15 protein-coding genes and 1 pseudogene are annotated in these 21,909 nt (G+C 28.7%); 14 read left to right on the top strand and 2 right to left on the bottom strand.

Features of this window, described 5'->3' with window-relative positions; genetic code table 11:
• Window positions 1–277 precede the first annotated feature (277 nt).
• The 8 genes from L1S46_RS23535 (at window position 278) to L1S46_RS23500 (ending at window position 11,660) form a co-directional block, all read left to right on the top strand.
• Window positions 278–856: a TetR/AcrR family transcriptional regulator gene (locus L1S46_RS23535; RefSeq protein ID WP_011968085.1), complete on the top strand. Its 579-nt coding sequence runs from the start codon at window positions 278–280 to the stop codon at window positions 854–856.
• A gap of 511 nt (window positions 857–1,367) precedes the next feature.
• Window positions 1,368–1,877, top strand: a complete 510-nt coding sequence (locus L1S46_RS23530) for a QueT transporter family protein (RefSeq protein ID WP_077830184.1) — start codon at window positions 1,368–1,370, stop codon at window positions 1,875–1,877.
• Between the two features lie 364 nt (window positions 1,878–2,241).
• Window positions 2,242–3,456, top strand: a complete 1,215-nt coding sequence (locus tag L1S46_RS23525; RefSeq protein WP_238901132.1) for a hypothetical protein — start codon at window positions 2,242–2,244, stop codon at window positions 3,454–3,456.
• A 290-nt stretch (window positions 3,457–3,746) separates the two neighbouring features.
• Window positions 3,747–4,880 (top strand): flagellin lysine-N-methylase, encoded by a 1,134-nt coding sequence (gene fliB / locus L1S46_RS23520; protein ID WP_238860750.1) that lies wholly within the window; start codon window positions 3,747–3,749, stop codon window positions 4,878–4,880.
• A 357-nt stretch (window positions 4,881–5,237) separates the two neighbouring features.
• The gene (locus L1S46_RS23515) at window positions 5,238–7,643 is read left to right on the top strand and encodes a histidine kinase N-terminal 7TM domain-containing protein (protein ID WP_238901131.1); all 2,406 of its coding nucleotides are present in this window, start codon (window positions 5,238–5,240) and stop codon (window positions 7,641–7,643) included.
• A 414-nt stretch (window positions 7,644–8,057) separates the two neighbouring features.
• A complete protein-coding gene (locus L1S46_RS23510) occupies window positions 8,058–9,638 on the top strand; it encodes a glycosyltransferase family 39 protein (RefSeq protein ID WP_238901130.1) in 1,581 nt (526 codons plus the stop codon).
• A gap of 4 nt (window positions 9,639–9,642) precedes the next feature.
• Complete coding sequence (locus tag L1S46_RS23505) at window positions 9,643–9,852, top strand: hypothetical protein (RefSeq protein WP_026887935.1); 210 nt, start codon at window positions 9,643–9,645, stop codon at window positions 9,850–9,852.
• Between the two features lie 113 nt (window positions 9,853–9,965).
• Window positions 9,966–11,660 carry a hypothetical protein gene (locus tag L1S46_RS23500; protein WP_238901129.1) on the top strand — a complete coding sequence of 565 codons (1,695 nt, stop codon included), beginning with the start codon at window positions 9,966–9,968 and terminating at the stop codon, window positions 11,658–11,660.
• Between the two features lie 245 nt (window positions 11,661–11,905).
• Here the strand turns inward: L1S46_RS23500 and deoC are convergent, their stop codons facing one another.
• Window positions 11,906–12,610 carry a deoxyribose-phosphate aldolase gene (gene deoC / locus L1S46_RS23495; protein WP_011968092.1) on the bottom strand — a complete coding sequence of 235 codons (705 nt, stop codon included), beginning with the start codon at window positions 12,608–12,610 and terminating at the stop codon, window positions 11,906–11,908.
• Between the two features lie 259 nt (window positions 12,611–12,869).
• Between deoC and L1S46_RS23490 the strand changes: the two genes are divergently transcribed.
• A complete protein-coding gene (locus L1S46_RS23490) occupies window positions 12,870–13,754 on the top strand; it encodes a MurR/RpiR family transcriptional regulator (RefSeq protein ID WP_238901128.1) in 885 nt (294 codons plus the stop codon).
• 187 nt (window positions 13,755–13,941) lie between these two features.
• On the opposite strand, the gene L1S46_RS23485 is transcribed toward L1S46_RS23490, so the two are convergent.
• The gene (locus L1S46_RS23485) at window positions 13,942–14,406 is read right to left on the bottom strand and encodes a GreA/GreB family elongation factor (protein WP_077856178.1); all 465 of its coding nucleotides are present in this window, start codon (window positions 14,404–14,406) and stop codon (window positions 13,942–13,944) included.
• A gap of 305 nt (window positions 14,407–14,711) precedes the next feature.
• Here L1S46_RS23485 and L1S46_RS23480 point away from each other — a divergent pair, with 305 nt between their 5' ends.
• The 5 genes and pseudogenes from L1S46_RS23480 (at window position 14,712) to L1S46_RS23460 (ending at window position 21,717) form a co-directional block, all read left to right on the top strand.
• Entirely contained in the window at window positions 14,712–16,850 is a 2,139-nt protein-coding gene (locus L1S46_RS23480) for a PTS transporter subunit IIABC (protein ID WP_238860740.1), read from the top strand.
• A gap of 25 nt (window positions 16,851–16,875) precedes the next feature.
• A complete protein-coding gene (locus tag L1S46_RS23475) occupies window positions 16,876–17,712 on the top strand; it encodes a PRD domain-containing protein (RefSeq protein ID WP_238860738.1) in 837 nt (278 codons plus the stop codon).
• A gap of 400 nt (window positions 17,713–18,112) precedes the next feature.
• Window positions 18,113–19,311, top strand: a pseudogene (locus tag L1S46_RS23470) (5-bromo-4-chloroindolyl phosphate hydrolysis family protein).
• Between the two features lie 27 nt (window positions 19,312–19,338).
• Complete coding sequence (locus L1S46_RS23465; protein WP_011968098.1) at window positions 19,339–20,484, top strand: toxic anion resistance protein; 1,146 nt, start codon at window positions 19,339–19,341, stop codon at window positions 20,482–20,484.
• A 333-nt stretch (window positions 20,485–20,817) separates the two neighbouring features.
• Window positions 20,818–21,717, top strand: a complete 900-nt coding sequence (locus tag L1S46_RS23460; RefSeq protein WP_011968099.1) for a chemotaxis protein — start codon at window positions 20,818–20,820, stop codon at window positions 21,715–21,717.
• Window positions 21,718–21,909: the final 192 nt, after the last annotated feature.

Below are 21,909 nucleotides of genomic sequence, written 5' to 3'. Positions count from 1 at the left end.
ATTCTTAATAAAATAATAAGGCATTTGATAAAACTGAACGTTTAGTTTATAAATATATATTATACTAAACGTTCAGTATTGTAAATAGTTTTTTGAAGAAATAAAAAAATTATTTTTAAGTCTATTAAAAAGGCATAAGAGGTATAATATCACTAACAATTAAGTCAAATGTTTAAAAGAGATAAATTAGAATTGATAAGTATAATATATATAGTATAATAGACGTATAGTTTACTAAGTATAGGCTATAAGTTAATTACAATGGAGGTAACTACATATGGAGAAAAAGTTAGGACGCCCTCGTAGCGAGAAAACTAAAAATGCAATTCTTTCCGCTGCCTATGATTTATTGCTTGAAAGTGGTTTTGGATCTGTTACAATTGAAAAGATTGCTGAGAAAGCTGGAGTTAGTAAAGCTACTATTTATAAATGGTGGTCCAATAAGGCAGCTGTTGTTATGGATGCTTTTTTTGACGCAGCTGTTGTGAGACTCCCAGTTCCGGATACAGGATCAACTATGGATGATATAATAATTCAAGTAAATAACTTAGCAAATTTTCTAACTAGTCGCGAGGGGAAGGTAATTAATGAGATAATAGCAGAAGGACAATCTGATCAAAAATTAGCTGAAACATACCGAACAGTATATTTTAAGCCTCGTAGACTTGATTCAAGATATATTCTAGAACGTGGTATTTCGAGGGGAGAACTAAAAGAGGATTTAGATATAGAATTAGTTATGGATTTAGTTTTTGGTCCATTATTTTATAGATTATTAATAACAGGTGATATAGTAGATGAGAATTTTATAAGGAATATGGTCACTTGCGCTTTTAATGGCATAACTAAAAGTTAATATTGACGTTAATTTAATTAAGAAAATTCTAATGATGAAGAAATTATTGATACTTTAGTCGGACATATTATGTTTCTTATTAAAATCATAGAAATATAAAATATAGATTTTGTTGAAAGTTCATATTAATTTACTTAGAATAAATCTAATAAATTAATATAGAATATATAGTGGAAAGCTAATGCATAGCTTGTGGTGAGTTCATCTATTTGATATAATCATAAGAGTAAAAAATAACATATAGTCAGTTCGAAAGCCTCCTGACTTAAAATAAAACTACGGTTAAATAATTGATAATAATAAAGATTAAATTAATTTGTGTTAATGGAATCTTTTATTTTTGTTGAGTATATTTATCGTAGGATTTTTCCTGCGATTTTTTTATTTTCTAGGAATCTATATTGAAGCAAAATTTGTGGAGATTTTGTTCTTTGAGAGTACGGAAATTATGGGGAAGGTTGATTAAGCAGGTTACCTTTAAAAATATCATTAGTAAAATGGAGGAGTTTATATGAATAATAATAATACAGTGAAAAGGCTAGTTAAAACAGCTATCATAGCCGCACTTTACGCAGTTATAACACTTGTTCTGGCACCAATAAGCTATGGTCCTATACAATTTAGAGTCTCAGAGATAATGGTACTATTAGCATTTTTTGATCCGTTTTATATTGTAGGTCTTACTCTTGGATGTTTTATTGCAAATATTCTTGGACCTAATGGTTTAGCAGATATAATATTTGGTACTGTAGCAACATTTATTAGTGTTTATGCTGTCTCAATTACGAAAAAGTTTGTAAAGAATAAGAAAACATCATTAATAATAGCATCGCTTTGGCCTACTATTTTTAATGGAGTAATAATTGGATGGATGCTTAACTATATTTATCAATTTCCACTTGTACTATCAATTGGGGAAGTTGCAATTGGCGAGTTTGTTGTTGTTACAATAGTTGGTGTACCAATTGTTAGGCTTTTACAAAATAAATATAGCAGTTTTCCTTTATTTTGTAAGAATTAAGAATTAATACTTTTTGCAAAATAGTATATATCAAAAGATATTGCAGTAGAGTTTTTATTGCAATATCTTTTTTTACAAACAGTAATTTTGAAAACGAACTACTAAAACAAATAGCATAGATATTAGAGAAGATAAATAAAAGTAAAAGCACTTTATTAATAATAACAAAAAGTCAATAATAAACATAAATATAGCATATGTAGAATATTTATGAATAGTAATTTAAATGGATTTATAGATTAATCTGTACTGCTATATATGAATTATTGGAGAAATTATAATTAATTTTCAAGTTTGACATGAATATCCCTCTACTCTATAATTTAGTTACACAATTTTTAAAAACAAGGAAGCGAAAATTACTATGATAAGTGTTATCGAAACTGCAATTATAACTATAATAATATCATTTATATCTGGATTACTGTTAGAGTATTATAAAAATCTGGCTCCTAAAATATTATGCAATATAGGAGAAGGTGTACCACTAGAATTAAACAACAAAAAAATATGTGCATATGTTCTTACGGTAAGAAACATATCAAATAAAACAATTCATAAGTTAACCTTAAATATACAAGGGTTACAAAATGATTTGAAAATTGGAGATGCTCAAATAACGAAAGGTTTGAAATTTGATTCTTCAATAGAAGATAACATTTTAGATGTATATATACCTTTCTTAAGTAAAGATGATGAATTTTCAGCTACATTGTATGTGGAAAGTAAGTATGGAGAATATAAAAAGCCTGTTGTAACAATTAGATCACCTGAAAATTTTAAAGAGATACAATCAATTGAGCAAGGAGGAATAATATCCTCATTACTTAACATGCCTAAAAATATAAAGAATTTACTTTGTAATATAACGAAGGATGATAAAGCTTCAACTTCTAATAGAGGGCGCAGATCTACAGTAAATAAAGGACAAACTGCTAAGAAAATAGGTGGTAAAGAAAATAGTACGAGATTTGGTAGAGATAAAAACTCATATAACAATAGAAAGGCGCTAATAGCAATTATATCGCTCATTTTGATTATAAGCATTGGAGGATTAGGCGCATTATATTTTCAGGAGATGTCCACTAATGCAAAAACTTCAGATGAAAAAACTGAAGTTCAGAAGCAATCAACGAGTGAATCGCAGTCAGAAGGCGAACAGACTAAAAATGCAAATGAAAAAACGCCGACAAATGGAAAAAGTAAAAATTCTCCAGTAAAAGTTTCAGGTAATGAAGCAAATAAAGATTCAGGCGCAAAAACATCACAAAATGGAGATACTGGAACACCAGATGCAAAGACACAAGCAGGTGGAGCATCGGGAAATTCAGATATAAAAACATCAACAGATGCAAATAGCCCAAATAATATAGATACAAAAGTATCAACAAGTGGTGGAACAAATGGAAGCACAAACTTAAAGTCGCCATCAGGAACATCAAGTGAAAATACGGATGCAAAGGCATCAACAAGTGGAACAAATGGGAATACAGATCAGAAAACTTCTACAGATGGAACTACTAAAAATGTAGATACAAAGCCATCTCCAGGTGGAGCAACTGCAAATTCAGGAAATTAGTATGAAATGTACTTTGTCAGTAGTTAATGGAACAATAATTATTAAAAAATTAACCTCTTCACTATTATACATGAGGATATAATAGTGAAGGGGATTTTTTATATTATATTTTTAGAGTTTTATTTCAGGGTAAAGTAAGATCATCGTATTTATAAAAGCGTTATATTTAAGGGAAATAGTTTAAAGTGAGAAATAAATGTGAATATTTTATATAAACAGTATACTAAGGATAAAGAATTAAACTATAATGGTTAATGTTAAGTTAATATTATAAAAAACTGGAGATATATATGAATAAAATAGATACCTTAAAAATTTCAAACTATGATAAGTTTAAGTGCACAGCTGATAAGTGTAAATTCACATGTTGTGAAGGATGGGATATTAGTGTAGATGACAATACATATGATAATTGGAAAAATGACAAATCTAATAATATCCTAAATAATATAAAAATAAAAAGATATGAAGGTAAAGATGAGCATTTTATAAATAAGAAAACAAATGAAGCATGTCCGCTTTTAGACAGCCATGGATTATGCAATATAGTAAAAGATCATGGGGAAAATTATTTATCTTTAACATGCCAAATGTTTCCTAGAATAGAGAATATTTTTGAGGATAGAAGAGAGCTTTCATTATCATGTTCCTGTCCAGAAGTATTAGAGCTTATAGGTAGTGAGACTGGCAAAATAAATATGACTTCAGAAAGTCATAATAATTTAGAAAGTAATGCGTTAGAAATTAAAGTTAGAGAAACCATCATAAACATAATGCAGCAAGAAAATTTCTTGCTAGAAAATAAGCTTATTATTAGCTTTCAAATGCTATCTACTATTTTAGAAAAAGAGAATCTTGGAGAACATGCCTTATTAAAAGAATTAGAAAAGTATGAGAATAGTAATTATGTAAAAGAGCTTATTGACATGTATAAGGGAATAAAGATAAACACAAATGACTCAGTTGAGGAAGTCAATAATCTATTTTTAGATATCATAGAGAATTATAAGGAAGTTTCTATTTTTAATATTCTTTTAAAAGATATTGCTAATTTCGCGGAAAATGCTAAAATTAAAAAACTTTCATCTAAATGGAATGATTATAAAAGTTTGTTCGAGCAATATAGCGACTTTGTTGAAAATTGCATTATATCTAAAATTTTTAGCAATTGTATCAGTGATGATATAGAAGAGATGATTATTTCATTCCAAATGATTATATTAGAGTATTTATTGTTAAGGTATTCCTTATTCTTAAAATATTGCATGGAAAATAAAATAGATGAGGAAGACATAAAGAATTACACTGTAGCTTTTTCAAGAATAATAGGTAATAATACTGATGCTATGATAGAATTCATTAGGGATGGTTTTGGAGATGATATTTTAGAGATTGGATATTTGTGTTTTATAACTTTAGTTTAATATTACAAGAAATATAAAAATAAGTATTTTTTATACTGATACCATTCTTAAATATATATAACATTAGATTTATATTTAATGTGTTTTATAATTAAACTTATAATCACAAAAGTCTTAATTAGTATAAGATTCAAAGTCGTTAATGAATTTATGAAATTCTGAGACTGGATTATTTTAGGAGACATAATAATCCAGTGTCAATTTAGTAACACGTTTATAATGACATATATGCCATAATTTTAGAATTATATGGCATTATGTTTTATTTTAAATATAAAATTGTAGAATATTACAAGATATATTTAGTATAATGGAGTGTATGAGGTGATGTTTTTGAAGCTAAACATTTTTTTTTGCTTGATACTATTATTATCTGCGCTAACATTAATTTATATAGGATATTCTTCATGGAAAAGAGATAAATCATATGTTTCAATGTCTTTGATTCCTGTATCAATTTATGCATTAGGATATGGATTTGAAATATTATGTACAAGCATCGAAGGAGTAGAATTCTGGATAAAAATAGAATACTTAGGTATTCCATTTATAGCTGTGTTTTGGTTAATGCTTGCACTTAACTTTACAGGATATAAAGATAAATTTAAAAAGAATACTTTAGCATTACTATATATAATACCTTCAATTACATTTATTCTGAATTGTACGAATGATTTTCATCATCTATTCTATAAAGAACTATATATGAATGATACTGGAGTTTTTCCAATAGCAAAGATAATAGAAGGGCCTTGGTATTGGATACATATTGCTTATACATACATTCTAATGATTGCAGGGTTAGTGTTTTTGGTAGCAGCATATTTAAAATCAGCTGCAATTATTAGAAAACAAATTTTACTTATAATAGTTGCATGGGTAATTCCATGGGGGGCGAATATCATTTATATATTGAAGCTGTTACCATTTACTCTTGATTTGTCTCCATTTACGCTTTCTTTTTCGGGAATAATTTATAGTTTTGCTATATTAAAATTTAAATTTTTGGAGCTTACCCCAATAGCGTTAAACAAGGTATTTTCCAGTATGCTAGAAGGTGTCATAATATTGGATTCCGAAAATAATATAGTAAATTTTAATGATTCAGCAAAAAATATTATTTTAGAGTTAAGAGACATAGGTAAAGGAGAGCATAAGATTGATGAAGTATGTAGGAAATATAAAACATTATTAAATGTTATAAAGAATGGTTCCAGCAATGAAAGCTTGATGAGTATAAGTTATGAAGAACAGCTAAAATATTATAAGATAAATATTAATAATATATCTGAGAATAATGGTAAGATAGTTGGTAAAATACTAATTTTAACAGATATTACTGAGATTGAAGTGCAAAGAAAAAAAGTATATGATAATGCGAAATTTCTTCAAACACTTATTGATGCTATTCCTAATCCTATATATTCTAAGGATGAATTTGGAGTATATAATCATTGCAATGCAGCATTTACAGAATTTTTAGGAATGAGTAAAGAAGAATTTTTGGGAAGTACCGTTTATAATATTTTCGAAAAGGAACTAGCTGAAGTTTATAGTAATTCAGATAAGAATATAATGAGTCAAAAGCAATCCCAAGCCTATGAAGAAAGGCTTACACATAAAGATGGCACATATCATGATGTAATCTTTAATAAATCAGTTGTTGTAAATGAAGATGATAATGTTAAAGGATTAGTTGGCGTTATAATAGACACTACTGAACAAAAAAAGAGCAAAGAAAAGATAAGTAAATTATTAAAATTAAAAGAATCAATGCTAAAAATAGGGTACTCGATTAACGAGATATCTAATATTAATAATTTACTGCAATTAATATTGGACGAAGTCATTAATTGTATAGATAGCAGAAGTTGTGGATCGGTGCTGCTTTTAGATAAAGACAAAAGTTTAAAAATAGCTGTGGCTAAAGGCTATAACTTAGAGGATATTAAAACATTTGAATTAAAGTACGAAGAGCACTTTGCATGGGCTAATCAGAGAAATAATGTAGATACAACAACTATTTTCAATGATATTCATAAAATAGAAAATATAAAAATGCTAGATACGGCAGAGGGAATGAAAATAAAGTCTATTATTAGTTCACCTATTATTATAGATAGTGAATTATATGGATTTTTGAATATTGATAGTATCTACAATAATTGTTTTAATGAAGGTGATTTGGAATTAATGGAATACATGAGAAATCAAGTTTCGGTTGCAATTACTAATCATAAACTTCATGAGAGAACTTTATATTTATCTAGATATGATAAATTAACTAATGTATGTAACAGAACGTGGTTTGAACAATTAATTCACAGTGAAATTTATAATGAAGATAAGAATATAGAAGAATTTTTCCTTGTAGTTTTTGACTTAAATGATTTAAAACTTGTTAATGATAACTATGGCCACTTGGCTGGGGACGAATTAATTAAGGAATTTTCAAAAGGCTTAAATGCTTTGGCTGGAGAGGGCGATATTATAGGAAGATTTGGTGGAGATGAATTTGTAGGAATCTTTTTGAATTCAGATTTAGTAAGTTTAACTAATAAGCTTGAAGAACTGATTAGAAAGTTTAAAGACTGTCCACTAGTATTTGAAGGAAACAAAATTGTTTGTAGTTATAGCTATGGTATTGCTAACTTCCCAAGAGAAGGAATTGAATTTGATGAATTAATAAAGAGAGCTGATAGACGTATGTATGAGTATAAGCGCAAAGTAAAAAGTAAAAGAGCATTATTAATAGGTGTATAATAAAAATGATCAATGATTCTTAAATATGAATCATTGGTCATTTTTAATTTTTTTTATGTTAATGATATAATAGCAGTTATATTTATTAGATGAATATATTTGCAAGTTTTCTAGTATTTTAAGTTCGTATATTCACTAGAAATCATAAATATATTTTCATAGCTTTTCGGAACAAAATATTTATGATTTTGGTAAGTTACCACATAAATTTAGTTTTAGAGTTAGATATTTATAATATAACTCAATATAAAGAATGAATTATATTATTTTTATAAAATTTGAAATTGTTAAGCTAACTTACAGAAAACTTTATTATAATAAAATTTATAAATGTATTTTTATTTGATCAATATTGTTATGGACAAGTTGCATTTCCATGATTAAATAATAGATTTGTAATAAAGGAGTTTTCATATGTCAGCGTTAATTAAAAAGATAATATATTTAATATTTACTTTTTTTATAGGACTTTTTATAGCATCATCATTTTTTGTTAGGGCAAAGTATAATACTTTTTTATATGGAGATAAGCCAGTTCTTCAAAATCAAAAACTTGGTATTTTTATATTCATGATATTAATTTTAGTTTTATTAAGTGTAGCTTTATATAGAATGTGCTTAAAACTTAACAGATATAGCAAGAAAATGGTAGTTCCAGTAACTTTGGTATTTAGTTTTATTATTCAAATGATAATTATATTTTTATTTACTAAATTACCGACAGCTGATTCTCAAACAGTACTATCATTAGCTTTAAATATGTTGTATAGGAATGATTATTCGTCATTTCAAAGTAGCGGATATTTATATATGTTTCCTTTTAATTTTTCAACTGTATTGTATTTGAAAACCTTATTAACTATATTTCCCAATAACTATTTAGTTCTTAAAATTTTCAACATTTTATTTACCCTAGTTACGAGTCTAATCATTTATTACATATATAAAGAGATAAATTATAAATCAAGAGATAATGATTATGGAGTTTTGATATTTGCATCAACCTATATACCATCTTTATTTATGAGTAATTATATATATAACGATATTATAGCTACAACATTGCTTACAAGCTCTATATATTTTTTGATAAGATTTGTAAAGGATGGATCAATTAAATATATTGTAATTGCTTCAGTGTGTTTATCAATAGAAAATTATTTTAGAAGCGTAGGAACTATTGTTTTAATAGCTGCTGTTTTTTATATTTTACTGCAAGTAAAGAAGACTGGAGTTAAAAAGGCAATAACATCATTCTGCATATTAGGAGTGCTATTTAATATTCCCAATTGGAGTCAAAATTTCATTTTGCAGGAAACAAATATTGTGAATGAATCTGTTAATAAAAATTCTGCACCCATATATATGTGGATTAATATGGGGATGAATGAAGATACGATAGGTTATTGGGATAATATGAAAAGTTACAATATATATCAAAGACAGGCAAGATATGATAAAGAAAAAAGTACAGAGTTATTTAAAGAAGAAATTAAAAATAAATTATCAAATGTGGGTTTCACTAGTTTATCAAAAATGTATTATGACAAGATTATATGGACTTGGACAGAAGGGACATACCAAATTGAAACCTTTGGCATTGGTAATGAAGCAGTTAGCTCATCTCAGAGAGTTGGAAGAGAAGAAAAAGTATATAGCTATAATACTTTTGCGACTGAACTATTTAAAGGAGATTCGGTCTATAGAAGTGGATTACTTTGGATTTTGTACGTAATGAATTTTCTTATGTATTGTTTTATATTCATAAGAATGATAGGTGTAATAAAGGAAAAGAAATTTGACGAAGTGCTCTTAGTTTTAGTGTTTTTAGGATTTATTGGATTTTATGTTTTATGGGAAATAAAATCTAGATACATTTATCCAACATACCCTATATTAATAATTTTATCATACATGGGATTTAAAGATGTGTATGAATTTGTTTCAAGAAGAAGTTTTATTAAATATATGTTATCAATTAGAAAGGGGTTGTAGAGATATGAAGAAAGTAATATATAGTATAGTCATAATTATGTTATTGTTTATTTGGTCAGTAGTATTGATTTCGTGTCAAGCAATCACAGCTCAAAATATAAACATTAATCCTGCAGATGGATTTAAGATAAATCAAGGAATGAATGGTGGTCCTAGCATAACAGGAAAGGCGGGAATGGGTGATAATGCCCATAAAAATCTAAATAATCACTAGATTTTGTATGAAATATTTCAGTTGCAAATTAGATATAAAGAACAGAACAATACAAATAATTGGAAATCTGCTGTATAATTTATATATACTAGTAAAAAAGCAAGGAGGTTAAAATGAAAAAATACAGGCAAATTATAAAAAGAAGTATATTTTTATCAATGATATCTAACCCAATATTTGTATTTATATATTGTATTTCGATTTATGAGCTATATACGCTTTCTAGGTTTGGAAGATTTCATAATAATATTATTATATTGTTTGGGTGTATAATATTCCTTTTAGTGTGGCTTACATATGTAATAATAAAAAGTGTAAAAAAGCCTATAAGTGTTCCGCAACAGATTATGGAAAAATATAAATTTAATGAAAGCAATATAAAAGTTTTACAAGAAGACGAACTAGAGATAGATTTTCAAGATATAAAGTCATTTAGAATAAATAGGAAATATGCTGTTATAACACTTAGAAACAGAGACATATTAGTTTTAAGTATGATAGATAGAACAGATGAAGAAATAGTCATAATAAAGAAGAGCTTGAATGATGGAAAGATTTTCAAATCAAATTATAAAACTATATGGATCTATATAGCTATGATAGTTATAGCTGCTACAACATTATTTTACGGAGCAAAAATATATAATGATACAATAAGCTATAACGGAAAACTTTCGTGGTTTTTAAGTGATTTAAAAAACAAAAAGACAGTGAAGCTTGAACATAACAATATATATGAAAATGGAATAGAAGGTATTTTCGCAGACATTAATAAAGAAATTCATATGCCAGATAAATTGTATGTTTCAAGTAACTTTAATCTTAATTTTAATTCTGATGGAGCAATTACGTCTTTTGATACATATCTTTATGGAAAAGATAATAAGGGTAAGTTAGAAAGTTATTTAATAAGTTATAATAATGACAAATCAGATAAAATAACAATATATTTAAATGGGTATGTAAATGCTGATTATAATGAAGATAAATTGTTAGAGCCATTGCTAAGTACAATGAAAGCTATCCCACTTAAGGATACAGTGAGCAAATGGAATGAAAATAAATATGGGATTCTTTATTACGGTAACCGAAGTTTTGGATATAATACTGATGGAATTACTTATATTAATCCAGAAGCGAGCACAAAAGCAGCTTCAAAGGCCTCTTCAGAGATAATAGGTTATGCTGTTTCAGTATTCGTACCTGGTAAAGAAAAAATATATACTCCGTATAGATATATTTTAACAGAAGATTTAAATAACATTAAGACGCATACACCTTTAAAAGAAGACAAAGATAAAAGTATTTCTCAAAAATCAAATAATCAGGATGAATTTTATATGTCTGATCAAGTTGGTTATAGGCTAGAAGTGACTGGAGCTGCAGCTGGAAGCAGATCGTACTCTTTGAAGAGCACAATTAATGGTGGAAATACATGGACAATTGTAAATGAAGATCCTTTTGCAGGGAAAACAGGGGTGGCAGCTGGAATAAGTTTTTTGAATGATAAACTTGGTTTTTTATGTTTATCTCATAGTGGTGGCAGTAACGGAGAATTATATCGCACCGAGGATGGCGGTGTATCTTATAAAAAAGTAAGTTTTCCAGAGAGAAAAGTAACACTAGATAATGGGGAAAAATATAATCCTTTTGATTTGCCAGATATGCCTTATGAGCAAGACGGAATCCTTAATGTTTTAATAGGTCAAGGATCTGATGGAGATTATAATGGGGGATGCAAGGCTTTGTATGAATCAAAAGATGAAGGGTTAACATGGCAATATGTAAAAGAAGTTGATAATAAGTGATTTTGAGCTTTTAATTCCAGTAAATCAATTAAAATTGCAGAAGAGTGAGCTTGGTAAAAATAAAGGTAAAAATCCCTATAATTAATGACAACTAGAAATCTAGATAATTTAGTTTTAAAATATAAAATAGGAATGTGATGGATTAATATGTATATAAATTATTCATTACATTCCTATTTTATATATATTTCTATGATGAGTTATAGCTTTAGTTTCAATAATAACCGAGCTATTTATTATTTTCATTATGAAAGACCTAAGACAACAGGAGTAGATTTATATCCTATCCCAATTCTATCAATTCCCATATCAATCAGTTTTAGAAAGTGCTCTCTTGTCTTTATGGCACCTGAGGCCTTAATTTTACAGCGATCCTTTGCAGTATCCATTATTATTTTTATGGTTTCAGGGGTAGCACCTTTGCTAGCAAATCCTGTTAGAAAATTAGTTGATGTCTTAATAAAATCAACACCAGCTGAAATAGCGACTTCTGTAGATTTTTTTATTTGATCTAATGTTAGAGCATCAGTTTCAAAAATTGCATTTACAAGAATATCATAATCATGACACACATCAACGACAGCTTTTATATCAGCCTCAACTGAGTGCCACAAATTACTTCGTGTCCAGCCACAATTTGCAACTATATCAAGCTCATCAATTCCTTGCTTGCAGCATTCTTCTGCTTGTAAAATTTTTGAGGATGTTGCTGATGTACCAAAAGGAAAATCACATACAACACATATCCCGGTTTGAGTTTCAGCTGTTAACTCTTTAGCAATATTTATTGAGGATGGATAGACACAAACTGTTTTGCATTTATAATCTACACCTTTTTGAATATACTTTCTAATTTGATCTAAAGTAAATTCTGGCTTTAGCACTGATTGATCAATGTAAGATCCTAATTCCTCTATAGTCATTTCGGCAGCTTTTTTTGTTGGTATCATAATTTTCGATAACACCTATTTAGTATTTAATATTCTAATGTAGTAATTATGCAGTATTGAATATTATTTAGGTATTCCTCCTTTTGAATATATTATAATGTAGTTTTACTACAATGTCAATTGATATAATGTAGTAAAACTATTTACAATATAAAAGAATTATCTTAAAATAGTATTAAAGAAATATTGAATTGGTAGTTTTACTACATTAGTGTAATATATATTTAAGGAAAACTGCAAAACAAAGGATGTGGATGAATTGGACCATACTGAGTCTTACGAATATAAAATAAAAAATATGTATAATTTACTGAGATCATCTGAAAAAAAAGTAGCCGATTATGTATTATTAAACGGGCATTCTGTTTCTACAATGACTTTAGCTGAGCTTTCTCGTCAAGTAGGGGTGAGTGAACCAACAATTATACGTTTTGTGAAAAGTATAGGTTGTAGTGGATATAGTGAATTTAAGATGGCATTAATGAAAGAGTGGGGAAGGGAATCTGTAGATAAGCAGTATGATTCCAAATTACTAGTAGAACTTCATATTGATAGAGATGAAAAAATAGAAGATGTGCCAGTAAAAATGATTGGACTTACTATAAAGGCTTTGGAAGATACTTTAAAAATAATTGATATTAATAAATATAAAAAGGCAATAGAAATGATTAGAAGCTCAAATATCATTGATGTTTACGGTGTGGGGAATTCGGGAAGTGTTGCTAGTGATATTAGAAATAAATTTTTACGTATAGGATTAGAATGCAGAGCATACTCTGATAGTAATATACAGCAAATCTGTGCAAGTCATCTAACAAGTAATGACCTTGCCATTGGTGTATCCCATTCAGGAAGCACAATAGATACTGTAAATGCTTTAAAAATAGCAAAAGAGTCTGGAGCAAGAACTATTGCATTAACAAATTTTAAAGCACCAGCTATTTCTGAATATGCAGACATAACATTTTTTACTGGTGGTGAAGAAACTACATTTTATAGTGAGACAATGGTTTCACGCATATCGCAGTTAGCTATTGTGGATATGCTTTATATGGGAATTTTGCTAGATGATTATGATTTATATACTAAACGCCTTGAAAAAATTAATCTTTTACTTAAAGAAAAGAATTATACAAAGAAATAGAAAATATAAATTTGCATAATTATATCAGTAAAAATAGTGCATATAACAAAGAAAAAGCTTCTTTGTTATATGCACTATTTTCTATTATATGATTATATTTTAGCAAAGATTTTGATTAATCACCAATTTAGCTAGGGGATTCAAAATATGCATCATATGAATATTTAAAACTAATATCTAATAGGTATTATAGTACTTCGAGTATTTCAACTGAATATTTTTCACCTGGAGCATTGACTTCAACAATGTCACCAGCTTTATTTCCAGATAATGCTTTACCCAAGTCTGATTCAATACTTATAATCATATTTTCTGGATCCAGATCCATAGTTGTTACTAGTGTTACAACAACTTCATCATCATCTTCGACAAACCTAATTCTAGCTTTGCTATTAATTCCTAGTATTGATTTATCTATACTACCATCATCTATTACCGTTGCAGTTGAAATCATAGTTAATAGATACTGGATTCTATTATCATTTTCTCTATAGTTTCTGCAAGCCTCTTTATATTCAGCATTTTCCGATCTATCTCCGTGAGCAGCAGCTACTAATTTTTCTTTTGCTATTTCAGCTCTTTTAACTGTCATCCTATAATCTAATTCTTCTCTTAACTTTTTTATATTTTCTTCAGTTAGAATATTATTCATAAGAAAGCCGACCTCCTAAAATATATTATGAGAATATTATATAATATATATGAAGAAAAGTTAAATCACTAATACCGTTTATTTTTTTATTAAAATGCCCGCGATAATATTTTATGAAAACATTGACATGCAGTTATAGATATGCTAGAGTGAAAAATATGATATAGTATGTGACTGGTAGGTAGGCATTAACTATACATAAATATTTATTGAAGATGTTTATGTTGGTTAATGTTTTTTTGCACAAAAAAGGCATAATAAAGCATTAATAATGTGCAAAAATAATCCTATGAAGGAGAAGAATTATGAAAGACAAAGTTTTTGGCGTTTTGCAACGTGTAGGAAGATCTTTTATGCTTCCAATTGCTATTTTACCAGTAGCAGGTTTATTTTTAGGTATAGGTGAGTCATTCACTAATAAAACAATGCTTGATACGTATGGACTTACAGGTTTAATTGGACCTGGCACATTTGTCAATGCACTTCTTTCAGTAATGAATGATGCAGGAAATATTGTGTTTGAAAATTTGCCTTTAATATTTGCAATAGGGGTTGCAATAGGCATGTCTAAGAAAGAAAGAGAAGTTGCAGCGTTAGCAGCAGGAATTGCATTTCTTATAATGCATGCATCAATTGGTGCCATGATTAAAATTCATGGTGGAACAGAAGCTCTTTTAAGTGGCGCATCAACTGAAGTACTTGGTATAATTTCATTACAAATGGGTGTTTTCGGTGGGATTATCGTAGGGCTTGGTACAGCAGCATTGCATAATAGGTATTATAAAATTGAATTACCACAAGTATTATCGTTTTTTGGTGGAACTAGATTTGTTCCTATTATATGTTCAATTGTCTATTTAATAGTTGGAATTTTAATGTTCTATATTTGGCCTCCAGTTCAAGGTGCTATTTACAAAGTTGGAAATATAGTGCTTGCATCAAGTTATGCAGGAACGTGGGTTTATGGTTTGATGGAACGGCTACTAATACCGTTTGGGCTTCATCACGTATTTTATTTACCATTCTGGCAAACAGCCGTTGGAGGTACAGCTCAAGTAGGAGACAAAGTTATTGAAGGTGCTCAAAATATTTTTTTTGCAGAACTAGGAACGCCAGGAATAACACACTTTAGTGTTTCTGCAACAAGATTTATGTCGGGTAAATTTCCGCTTATGATATTTGGCTTGCCAGGAGCAGCACTAGCAATGTATAAATGTGCTAAGCCAGAAAAGAGAAAAGCAGTAGGTGGATTATTACTATCAGCAGCATTAACGTCAATGCTCACTGGTATAACAGAACCAATTGAATTCACATTTCTATTTGTAGCACCAGTATTATATGGAATTCACTGTGTGCTTGCTGGACTCGCTTATATGTTAATGCATATGTTAGGTGTTGGCGTAGGTATGACCTTCTCAGGTGGATTTATTGATTTATTCTTATTTGGTATTTTACAAGGAAATGCTAAAACAAGCTGGATACTGATTGTTATTGTAGGAATCGTATATTTTGTAGTATACTATTTATTATTCACCTTCTTAATTAAGAAGCTTGATTTAAAGACTCCAGGTCGTGAAGATTCTGGTGAAGTTAAGCTTTATACTAGAAGTGATTTAGAAGCAAAGAAAAATGATCAAAATGAAAACGCAGACGAACTTTCGGCCATGATATGCAGAGGTCTCGGAGGAAAGAACAATATTTCTGATGTTGATTGCTGTGTAACTAGATTGCGTTGTACTGTACATAACTCTGAATTGGTGAATGAAGGTTTGTTAAAACAAACTGGAGCATCGGGGATATTTCACAAAGGCGTAGGCGTCCAAATAATGTATGGGCCAAGAGTAACTGTTATAAAATCAAATTTAGAAGATTACTTAGTTACAGCACCAGATAAAGAAGATACTGGTTATGCAATAATAAAAAAAGAATCAGAGAAAGATACTGAAAAAGGTATTGAAAAAAAGGTTCAAGGAAAAGTTAGAAGTACAGTGATTTTAAATAGTCCATTAACAGGTGAAGCAAAAGATTTATCCGAAGTACCAGATGAAGTATTTGCGAGCAGGATAATGGGAGATGGAGCTGTGGTTGTCCCAAGTGATGGAAATGTTATAGCTCCGGCAGATGGAGTAATAAGTTTTGTATTCCCATCAAAACATGCATTGGGATTAACAACAACTGATGGACTTGAATTACTTATTCATATAGGAATAGATACAGTAAAGCTTGATAAAAAAGCCTTTGAAACTTATGTGGAAGAGGGAGATAAAGTACAAGCTGGAGATAAAATATTAAGCTTTGACTTAGAATTTATAAAAAATAATGCACCATCTATTGCATCACCATGCATATGCACTGCATTGAATAGCAATCAAAAGGTGCGTCTATTAAAAACTGGAGATATAAAAGCCGGAGAAGCTTTAATTGCAGTTGATGCATTTGAATAATATATAAGGGATGAGGAGGCATAAAATGTTTAGAGTGATAAAAGCACTAAATCATAATGGTGTACTCGCTATAAATATGGATAACTATAAAGAGTATATCTTGCTCGGAAAAGGTATAGGTTTTGGTAAAAAGGTCAATGAACGTATTGAAGCTCCAGAAAATGCACATATATATCTCTTGCAGCAAGAAACTGAAAGAGGATTGACTAAGGAGATAATAAACAATATAGAGCCTCAGATTTTAGAAATTGCGAATAATATTATTATGGAAGCAGAAAAGAAATTTCATGAAGTAGACGAGAACATTTTATGCCCACTTGCAGATCATATTGCATTTGCAGTAAAAAGAATAAGAGATAATGAACAAATTAGTAATCCATTAACACAAGACATCAAAGCTTTATTTCCAGAAGAATATGAAGTTGCATGTAAAGGAAAAGATATTATCAAAGAGATAGAAGGCATTGAAATAAATGAAGATGAGATTGGCTATATAGCACTTCATATTCATTCAAGCCTAGGAAATGAAAAAGTATCACAAGCAATGCAAGTAGCAATGTTAGTTAGATCATGTATTACATCCATTGAAGAGAGTACAGGAAAGACAATAGATATCGAATCATTATCCTATAATCGTCTTATGAACCACATTAAATATATGGCGGCAAGAATGTTAAAAGGAGAAACGATAAAGCTTGATATGAATGATTATATTAGTGAAAGATTTCCAAAATCATTTGAAATTGCTGAAGACATATGTATGAAACTAGGCAAGGAATTAAAGAAAGAAATAAAAGCAGTTGAGATAGGATATCTTGCGATGCACATTGAAAGAGTATTCTCAGATGAGTTAGAGGATTAGAATATATATAATATAATTTTAATGGAATTATAAAAATTTAAGGTTGCGTTTTATTGAAACTAGAGCTCCACGATAATTTATCGCGGGGCTTATTTTATTCTTTAGGAATTTATATTCTAGCGCCTGCGATTTTTTTATTTTGGGGAAAATTATAATGAAATCTGAGAACAATTTTTAAAGGTATTAGAAATACATAGTCTACGAAGCAGATTTTACATTTCTATAAAAATCAAAATAAAAAAATTATGGATATTTATGTCTTAGAATGAGAATTTTAAAGGGAGATAAAGATGTTACAAATTGTAATGGATACAAGAATAAGATATAATAAAGCCAATATATCGTTGCAAATAAATTAATGTTAAGTTAAGTTTTAATAAAATAATTTGGAGGCAGGGGAATGGATAAAAAAGATTTTTCTAATTTAGAAAATCAAATTAGAGATACAATAAAAAATGCATTCGATGTCATAGATTTTGCTAAGATAAAAAAAGATATTGATGATAAAGCTCAAGAAACTGTTAGAGAGACAAGAAATAAATTTGTAGATAAATCACAGTATTTTGATAAAAAGATAAAAGATGAATTAAAAAATGGATATAAAAATATCGCGAATGTTGTTCCAAAATCTGAAAATAAAATACAGAAATATATTGCTAAGAGACCAGTTGGAAGTATATCAGGAACATTGTATACAATATTTGGATCTATATTAAGCGGAATATTAGGAATATTAATAATTTCATATTCAATACTTATTTCTTTTAAGAGTGAATTTTTAATGAGTAATTTGATTAGCTTAGGAATATTGTTTTCTTTTCTTGCGGCGAGTGGAGCTTTTACTTTAAGGGGTATAAATTTAAGAAAGAGAGCGAAGCGTTTTAAAGAATATGTGAAATTGCTACGAGGTAATAGCTATTGCTCCATTAGTGAATTAGCTGAGGCTGTTAGGAAAAAAATAAATTTGTAGTTAAAGATTTAAGAAAAATGATTGAATTAAATATGTTTCCACAAGGACATATTGATGATAAGCAGACTTATTTCATGTTAAATAATGAAGTTTATGAGAATTATTTGACTTCACAGGAATCTTTGAAGAAAAGGAATGAAGATGAATTAAAAAAACAAGAGGAGCTAAAAAAAGACTTCAATGATCCAGTGAAGATGGAACTAAGGAATACAATTGAAATGGGAAGGGATTACATTAAACAAATAGGAGACATAAGTAGTTCTATAGATAAAGAAGAAATTTCTAAAAAATTAAATAGGCTCCAGAATATTATAAATCAAATACTTAAGTATGTTGAGCAGAATCCTAAAAAGCTTCAAGAAGTTGATAGATTTGCAAAACACTATCTGCCTATGACTTTAAAGCTTCTTAATGCATATAAAGAATTGAATGAGCAGCCGGTTCAGGGTGATAATATAAGAAATGCAAAAAATGAAATTGAAAAGACTTTGGATACCATAAATAATGCATTTGAAAAGTTATTAGACGATTTATTTGAAGAAATAGCATTAGATATTTCTACAGATATTTCTGTTCTTGAAACACTATTTACTCAAGAAGGGCTTAAAAAAGATGATTTCAAAAAATAGGACTTGAACTAAAAGGAGGAATTAAAAGTGAATGATGGATTTAAGGAAGATATAGATATGATGCCAAGTTTAACATTTGAACCTTTTGAAGAGGAAGTTACTGATGTAAAGGTAGAAGAAAGTAAGAAGAAAGAAATTTTTGATGAAAGCTATTTAACAGAAGATGAGAAGAAGATGATTAATGAATTTGTAGATAAAATAGATATAAATAATACAAATTCAATTCTTCAATATGGAGTAGGAGCTCAAAAGAAGATTGCAGATTTTTCTGAGACAGCATTAAATAACGTTAAAACAAAAGATTTAGGCGAAGTCGGGGAAATGTTAACAAATGTAGTGTGTGAGCTTAAAAATTTTGAATCTGTAGAAGAAAAAAAAGGATTTCTAGGTCTTTTTAAGAAATCTGCAGAAAAGATTTCGCAAATGAAAGCAAAGTATGAAAAGGTTGAAGGGAATATTAATAAAATTTGTAGTGCTCTAGAAAATCATCAAATACAGCTTTTGAAAGATATTGCTATGCTTGATAAAATGTATGAAATAAATAAGGTATATTTTAAAGAACTTTCTATGTACATATTAGCTGGGAAAAAGAAGCTTTCAAAATTAGAAAAGGATGAGCTGCCTAAGTTAGCAGAAAGAGCAAGGATAAGTGGACTTCCAGAAGATGCTCAGGCGACAAATGATTTTGTGGCTCTTTGCAATCGCTTTGACAAAAAGATACATGATTTAGAATTAACTAGAATGATTTCACTCCAAATGGCACCTCAAATTCGTCTCGTTCAAAATAATGATTCATTAATGTCAGAAAAAATACAATCTACTCTTGTTAATACTATTCCACTATGGAAGAGTCAAATTGTATTAGCTCTTGGAGTAGCTCATTCAAACAATGCAGCCAAGGTTCAAAATGAAGTTACGAACATGACCAATGAGCTGTTACGTAAGAATGCAGAAACACTAAAGATGTCAACAATTGAGACAGCTAAAGAATCTGAGCGTGGAATTGTTGATATTGAGACTTTAAAGAATACAAATGAATCGTTGATATCAACTCTTGATGAAGTTTTACGAATACAAATTGAAGGAAGAGAAAAACGTAAAGCTGCTGAAGCTGAATTACAAGAAATTGAAGGTAAATTGAAAGATAGGCTTCTACAAATGAGACAAAGATAAAAAAATAATGTTTTCTGTTTTATCATTTTAAGGTAAAACAGTCTTATGTATCTTTCACAGTGAGTATGAATTTTAGTTTTTTTAATTACAAATTATCATGTATAAATGATATAATTAAAGAAGTTATATATGGCAACGATAATAGATGTAAGTATTTAATAAAAGTATAGGCATAAATAGAATAATATGTTTATTCAACATATACATAAGCTATAATTATGAATACGATATAAAACATAGGATCAATGCTATGATAACTATAAAAAAGTGAAAGGATATATTTTGCAAAATAATGTTACAATTACAAGATTTTAAGTAAGGGGGAGAGATATTATGAACAATAACATATTACTAGAATCGGGTACTGGGGAATTAGAAATAATAGAATTTATCGCAAATGGAAATCATTATGCAATTAATGTTGTAAAAGTTAAAGAGGTAATAGAGATGCCTTCAAACTTAACTAAATTGCCAGATCCTAAGCCAGAGATAGCTGGCCTCATACTATGCAGAGATGAGATACTTACTTTGATTGATTTAAAATACATATTAACAAAAAGATCGGCAGGAAAACTTGGATCCAAGGTTATAGTTTGTGAGTTTAATAAAATAAAAGTTTCATTTAATATTGATGATATAGTTGGAGTTCATCGTATAAGATGGGATGAAATAAGAAAACCTGATGATCTATCAGAAAACTCATTAGCTGTTGGAAATATACTTTTAAATGGAAAAGTATTAATTATGCTTGATTTTGAAAAAATAGTGACAGATATTTGTCCAAGTGTTGGAATAAGTGAAGATAGACTTATACAAGTAGATTATAAAGATAGATCATCTATAAAATTAGTTATGGCTGATGATTCTGCTTTAATTAGAAGGTTATTAAAAGATACTCTTACAAAAGCAGGATTTAAGAATTTAAGAATTTTTGATGACGGTAAACAAGCGTTAGATTTCTTCGAAGAATTAGCAAGAAATAAAGGTGAAAAATTTATTGAAGAAGCTCAATTACTTATTACAGATATAGAAATGCCTCAGATGGATGGGCTCACATTGACAAGGAAAATAAAAGAAAATGAAACATTGAAAAAGCTTCCTGTTGTAATATTTTCATCACTAATTACGGGAGAATTAAAACATAAGGGAGAATCAGTGGGAGCAAATGCACAGCTAAGTAAGCCAGAAGTAAGTGATCTTGTTGATACAATAGACAAACTATTAGGTGTTTAGAAAATGCATATTTAAAGTGTTTATCATTATGCCAAACACAACTAGAATAAGTAAATTTTAGATCTACTAAAATTAATCTAATTGGATAGTTAAAGGTATGGGTGAAAAATTCATACCTTTTTATTGTATTTTGAATACCACCTGCTACGCGGGTGGTTCTAAAGAGCTTTCAGCGGTGAGTAGAAAATAAAA

This window comes from Clostridium sp. YIM B02500 (assembly GCF_022324665.1).
GTDB lineage: Bacteria > Bacillota > Clostridia > Clostridiales > Clostridiaceae > Clostridium > Clostridium beijerinckii.
This window is presented reverse-complemented; position numbering and strand designations above follow the sequence as displayed.

Excerpts from the sequence above, each read along its gene's own strand:
- L1S46_RS23535 (WP_011968085.1), top strand. The coding sequence starts at position 278 with ATGGAGAAAAAGTTAGGACGCCCTCGTAGCGAGAAAACTAAAAATGCA.
- L1S46_RS23530 (WP_077830184.1), top strand. The coding sequence starts at position 1,368 with ATGAATAATAATAATACAGTGAAAAGGCTAGTTAAAACAGCTATCATA.
- L1S46_RS23525 (WP_238901132.1), top strand. The coding sequence starts at position 2,242 with ATGATAAGTGTTATCGAAACTGCAATTATAACTATAATAATATCATTT.
- fliB (WP_238860750.1), top strand. The coding sequence starts at position 3,747 with ATGAATAAAATAGATACCTTAAAAATTTCAAACTATGATAAGTTTAAG.
- L1S46_RS23510 (WP_238901130.1), top strand. The coding sequence starts at position 8,058 with ATGTCAGCGTTAATTAAAAAGATAATATATTTAATATTTACTTTTTTT.
- L1S46_RS23505 (WP_026887935.1), top strand. The coding sequence starts at position 9,643 with ATGAAGAAAGTAATATATAGTATAGTCATAATTATGTTATTGTTTATT.
- L1S46_RS23500 (WP_238901129.1), top strand. The coding sequence starts at position 9,966 with ATGAAAAAATACAGGCAAATTATAAAAAGAAGTATATTTTTATCAATG.
- deoC (WP_011968092.1), bottom strand. The coding sequence starts at position 12,610 with ATGATACCAACAAAAAAAGCTGCCGAAATGACTATAGAGGAATTAGGA.
- L1S46_RS23485 (WP_077856178.1), bottom strand. The coding sequence starts at position 14,406 with ATGAATAATATTCTAACTGAAGAAAATATAAAAAAGTTAAGAGAAGAA.
- L1S46_RS23480 (WP_238860740.1), top strand. The coding sequence starts at position 14,712 with ATGAAAGACAAAGTTTTTGGCGTTTTGCAACGTGTAGGAAGATCTTTT.
- L1S46_RS23475 (WP_238860738.1), top strand. The coding sequence starts at position 16,876 with ATGTTTAGAGTGATAAAAGCACTAAATCATAATGGTGTACTCGCTATA.
- L1S46_RS23460 (WP_011968099.1), top strand. The coding sequence starts at position 20,818 with ATGAACAATAACATATTACTAGAATCGGGTACTGGGGAATTAGAAATA.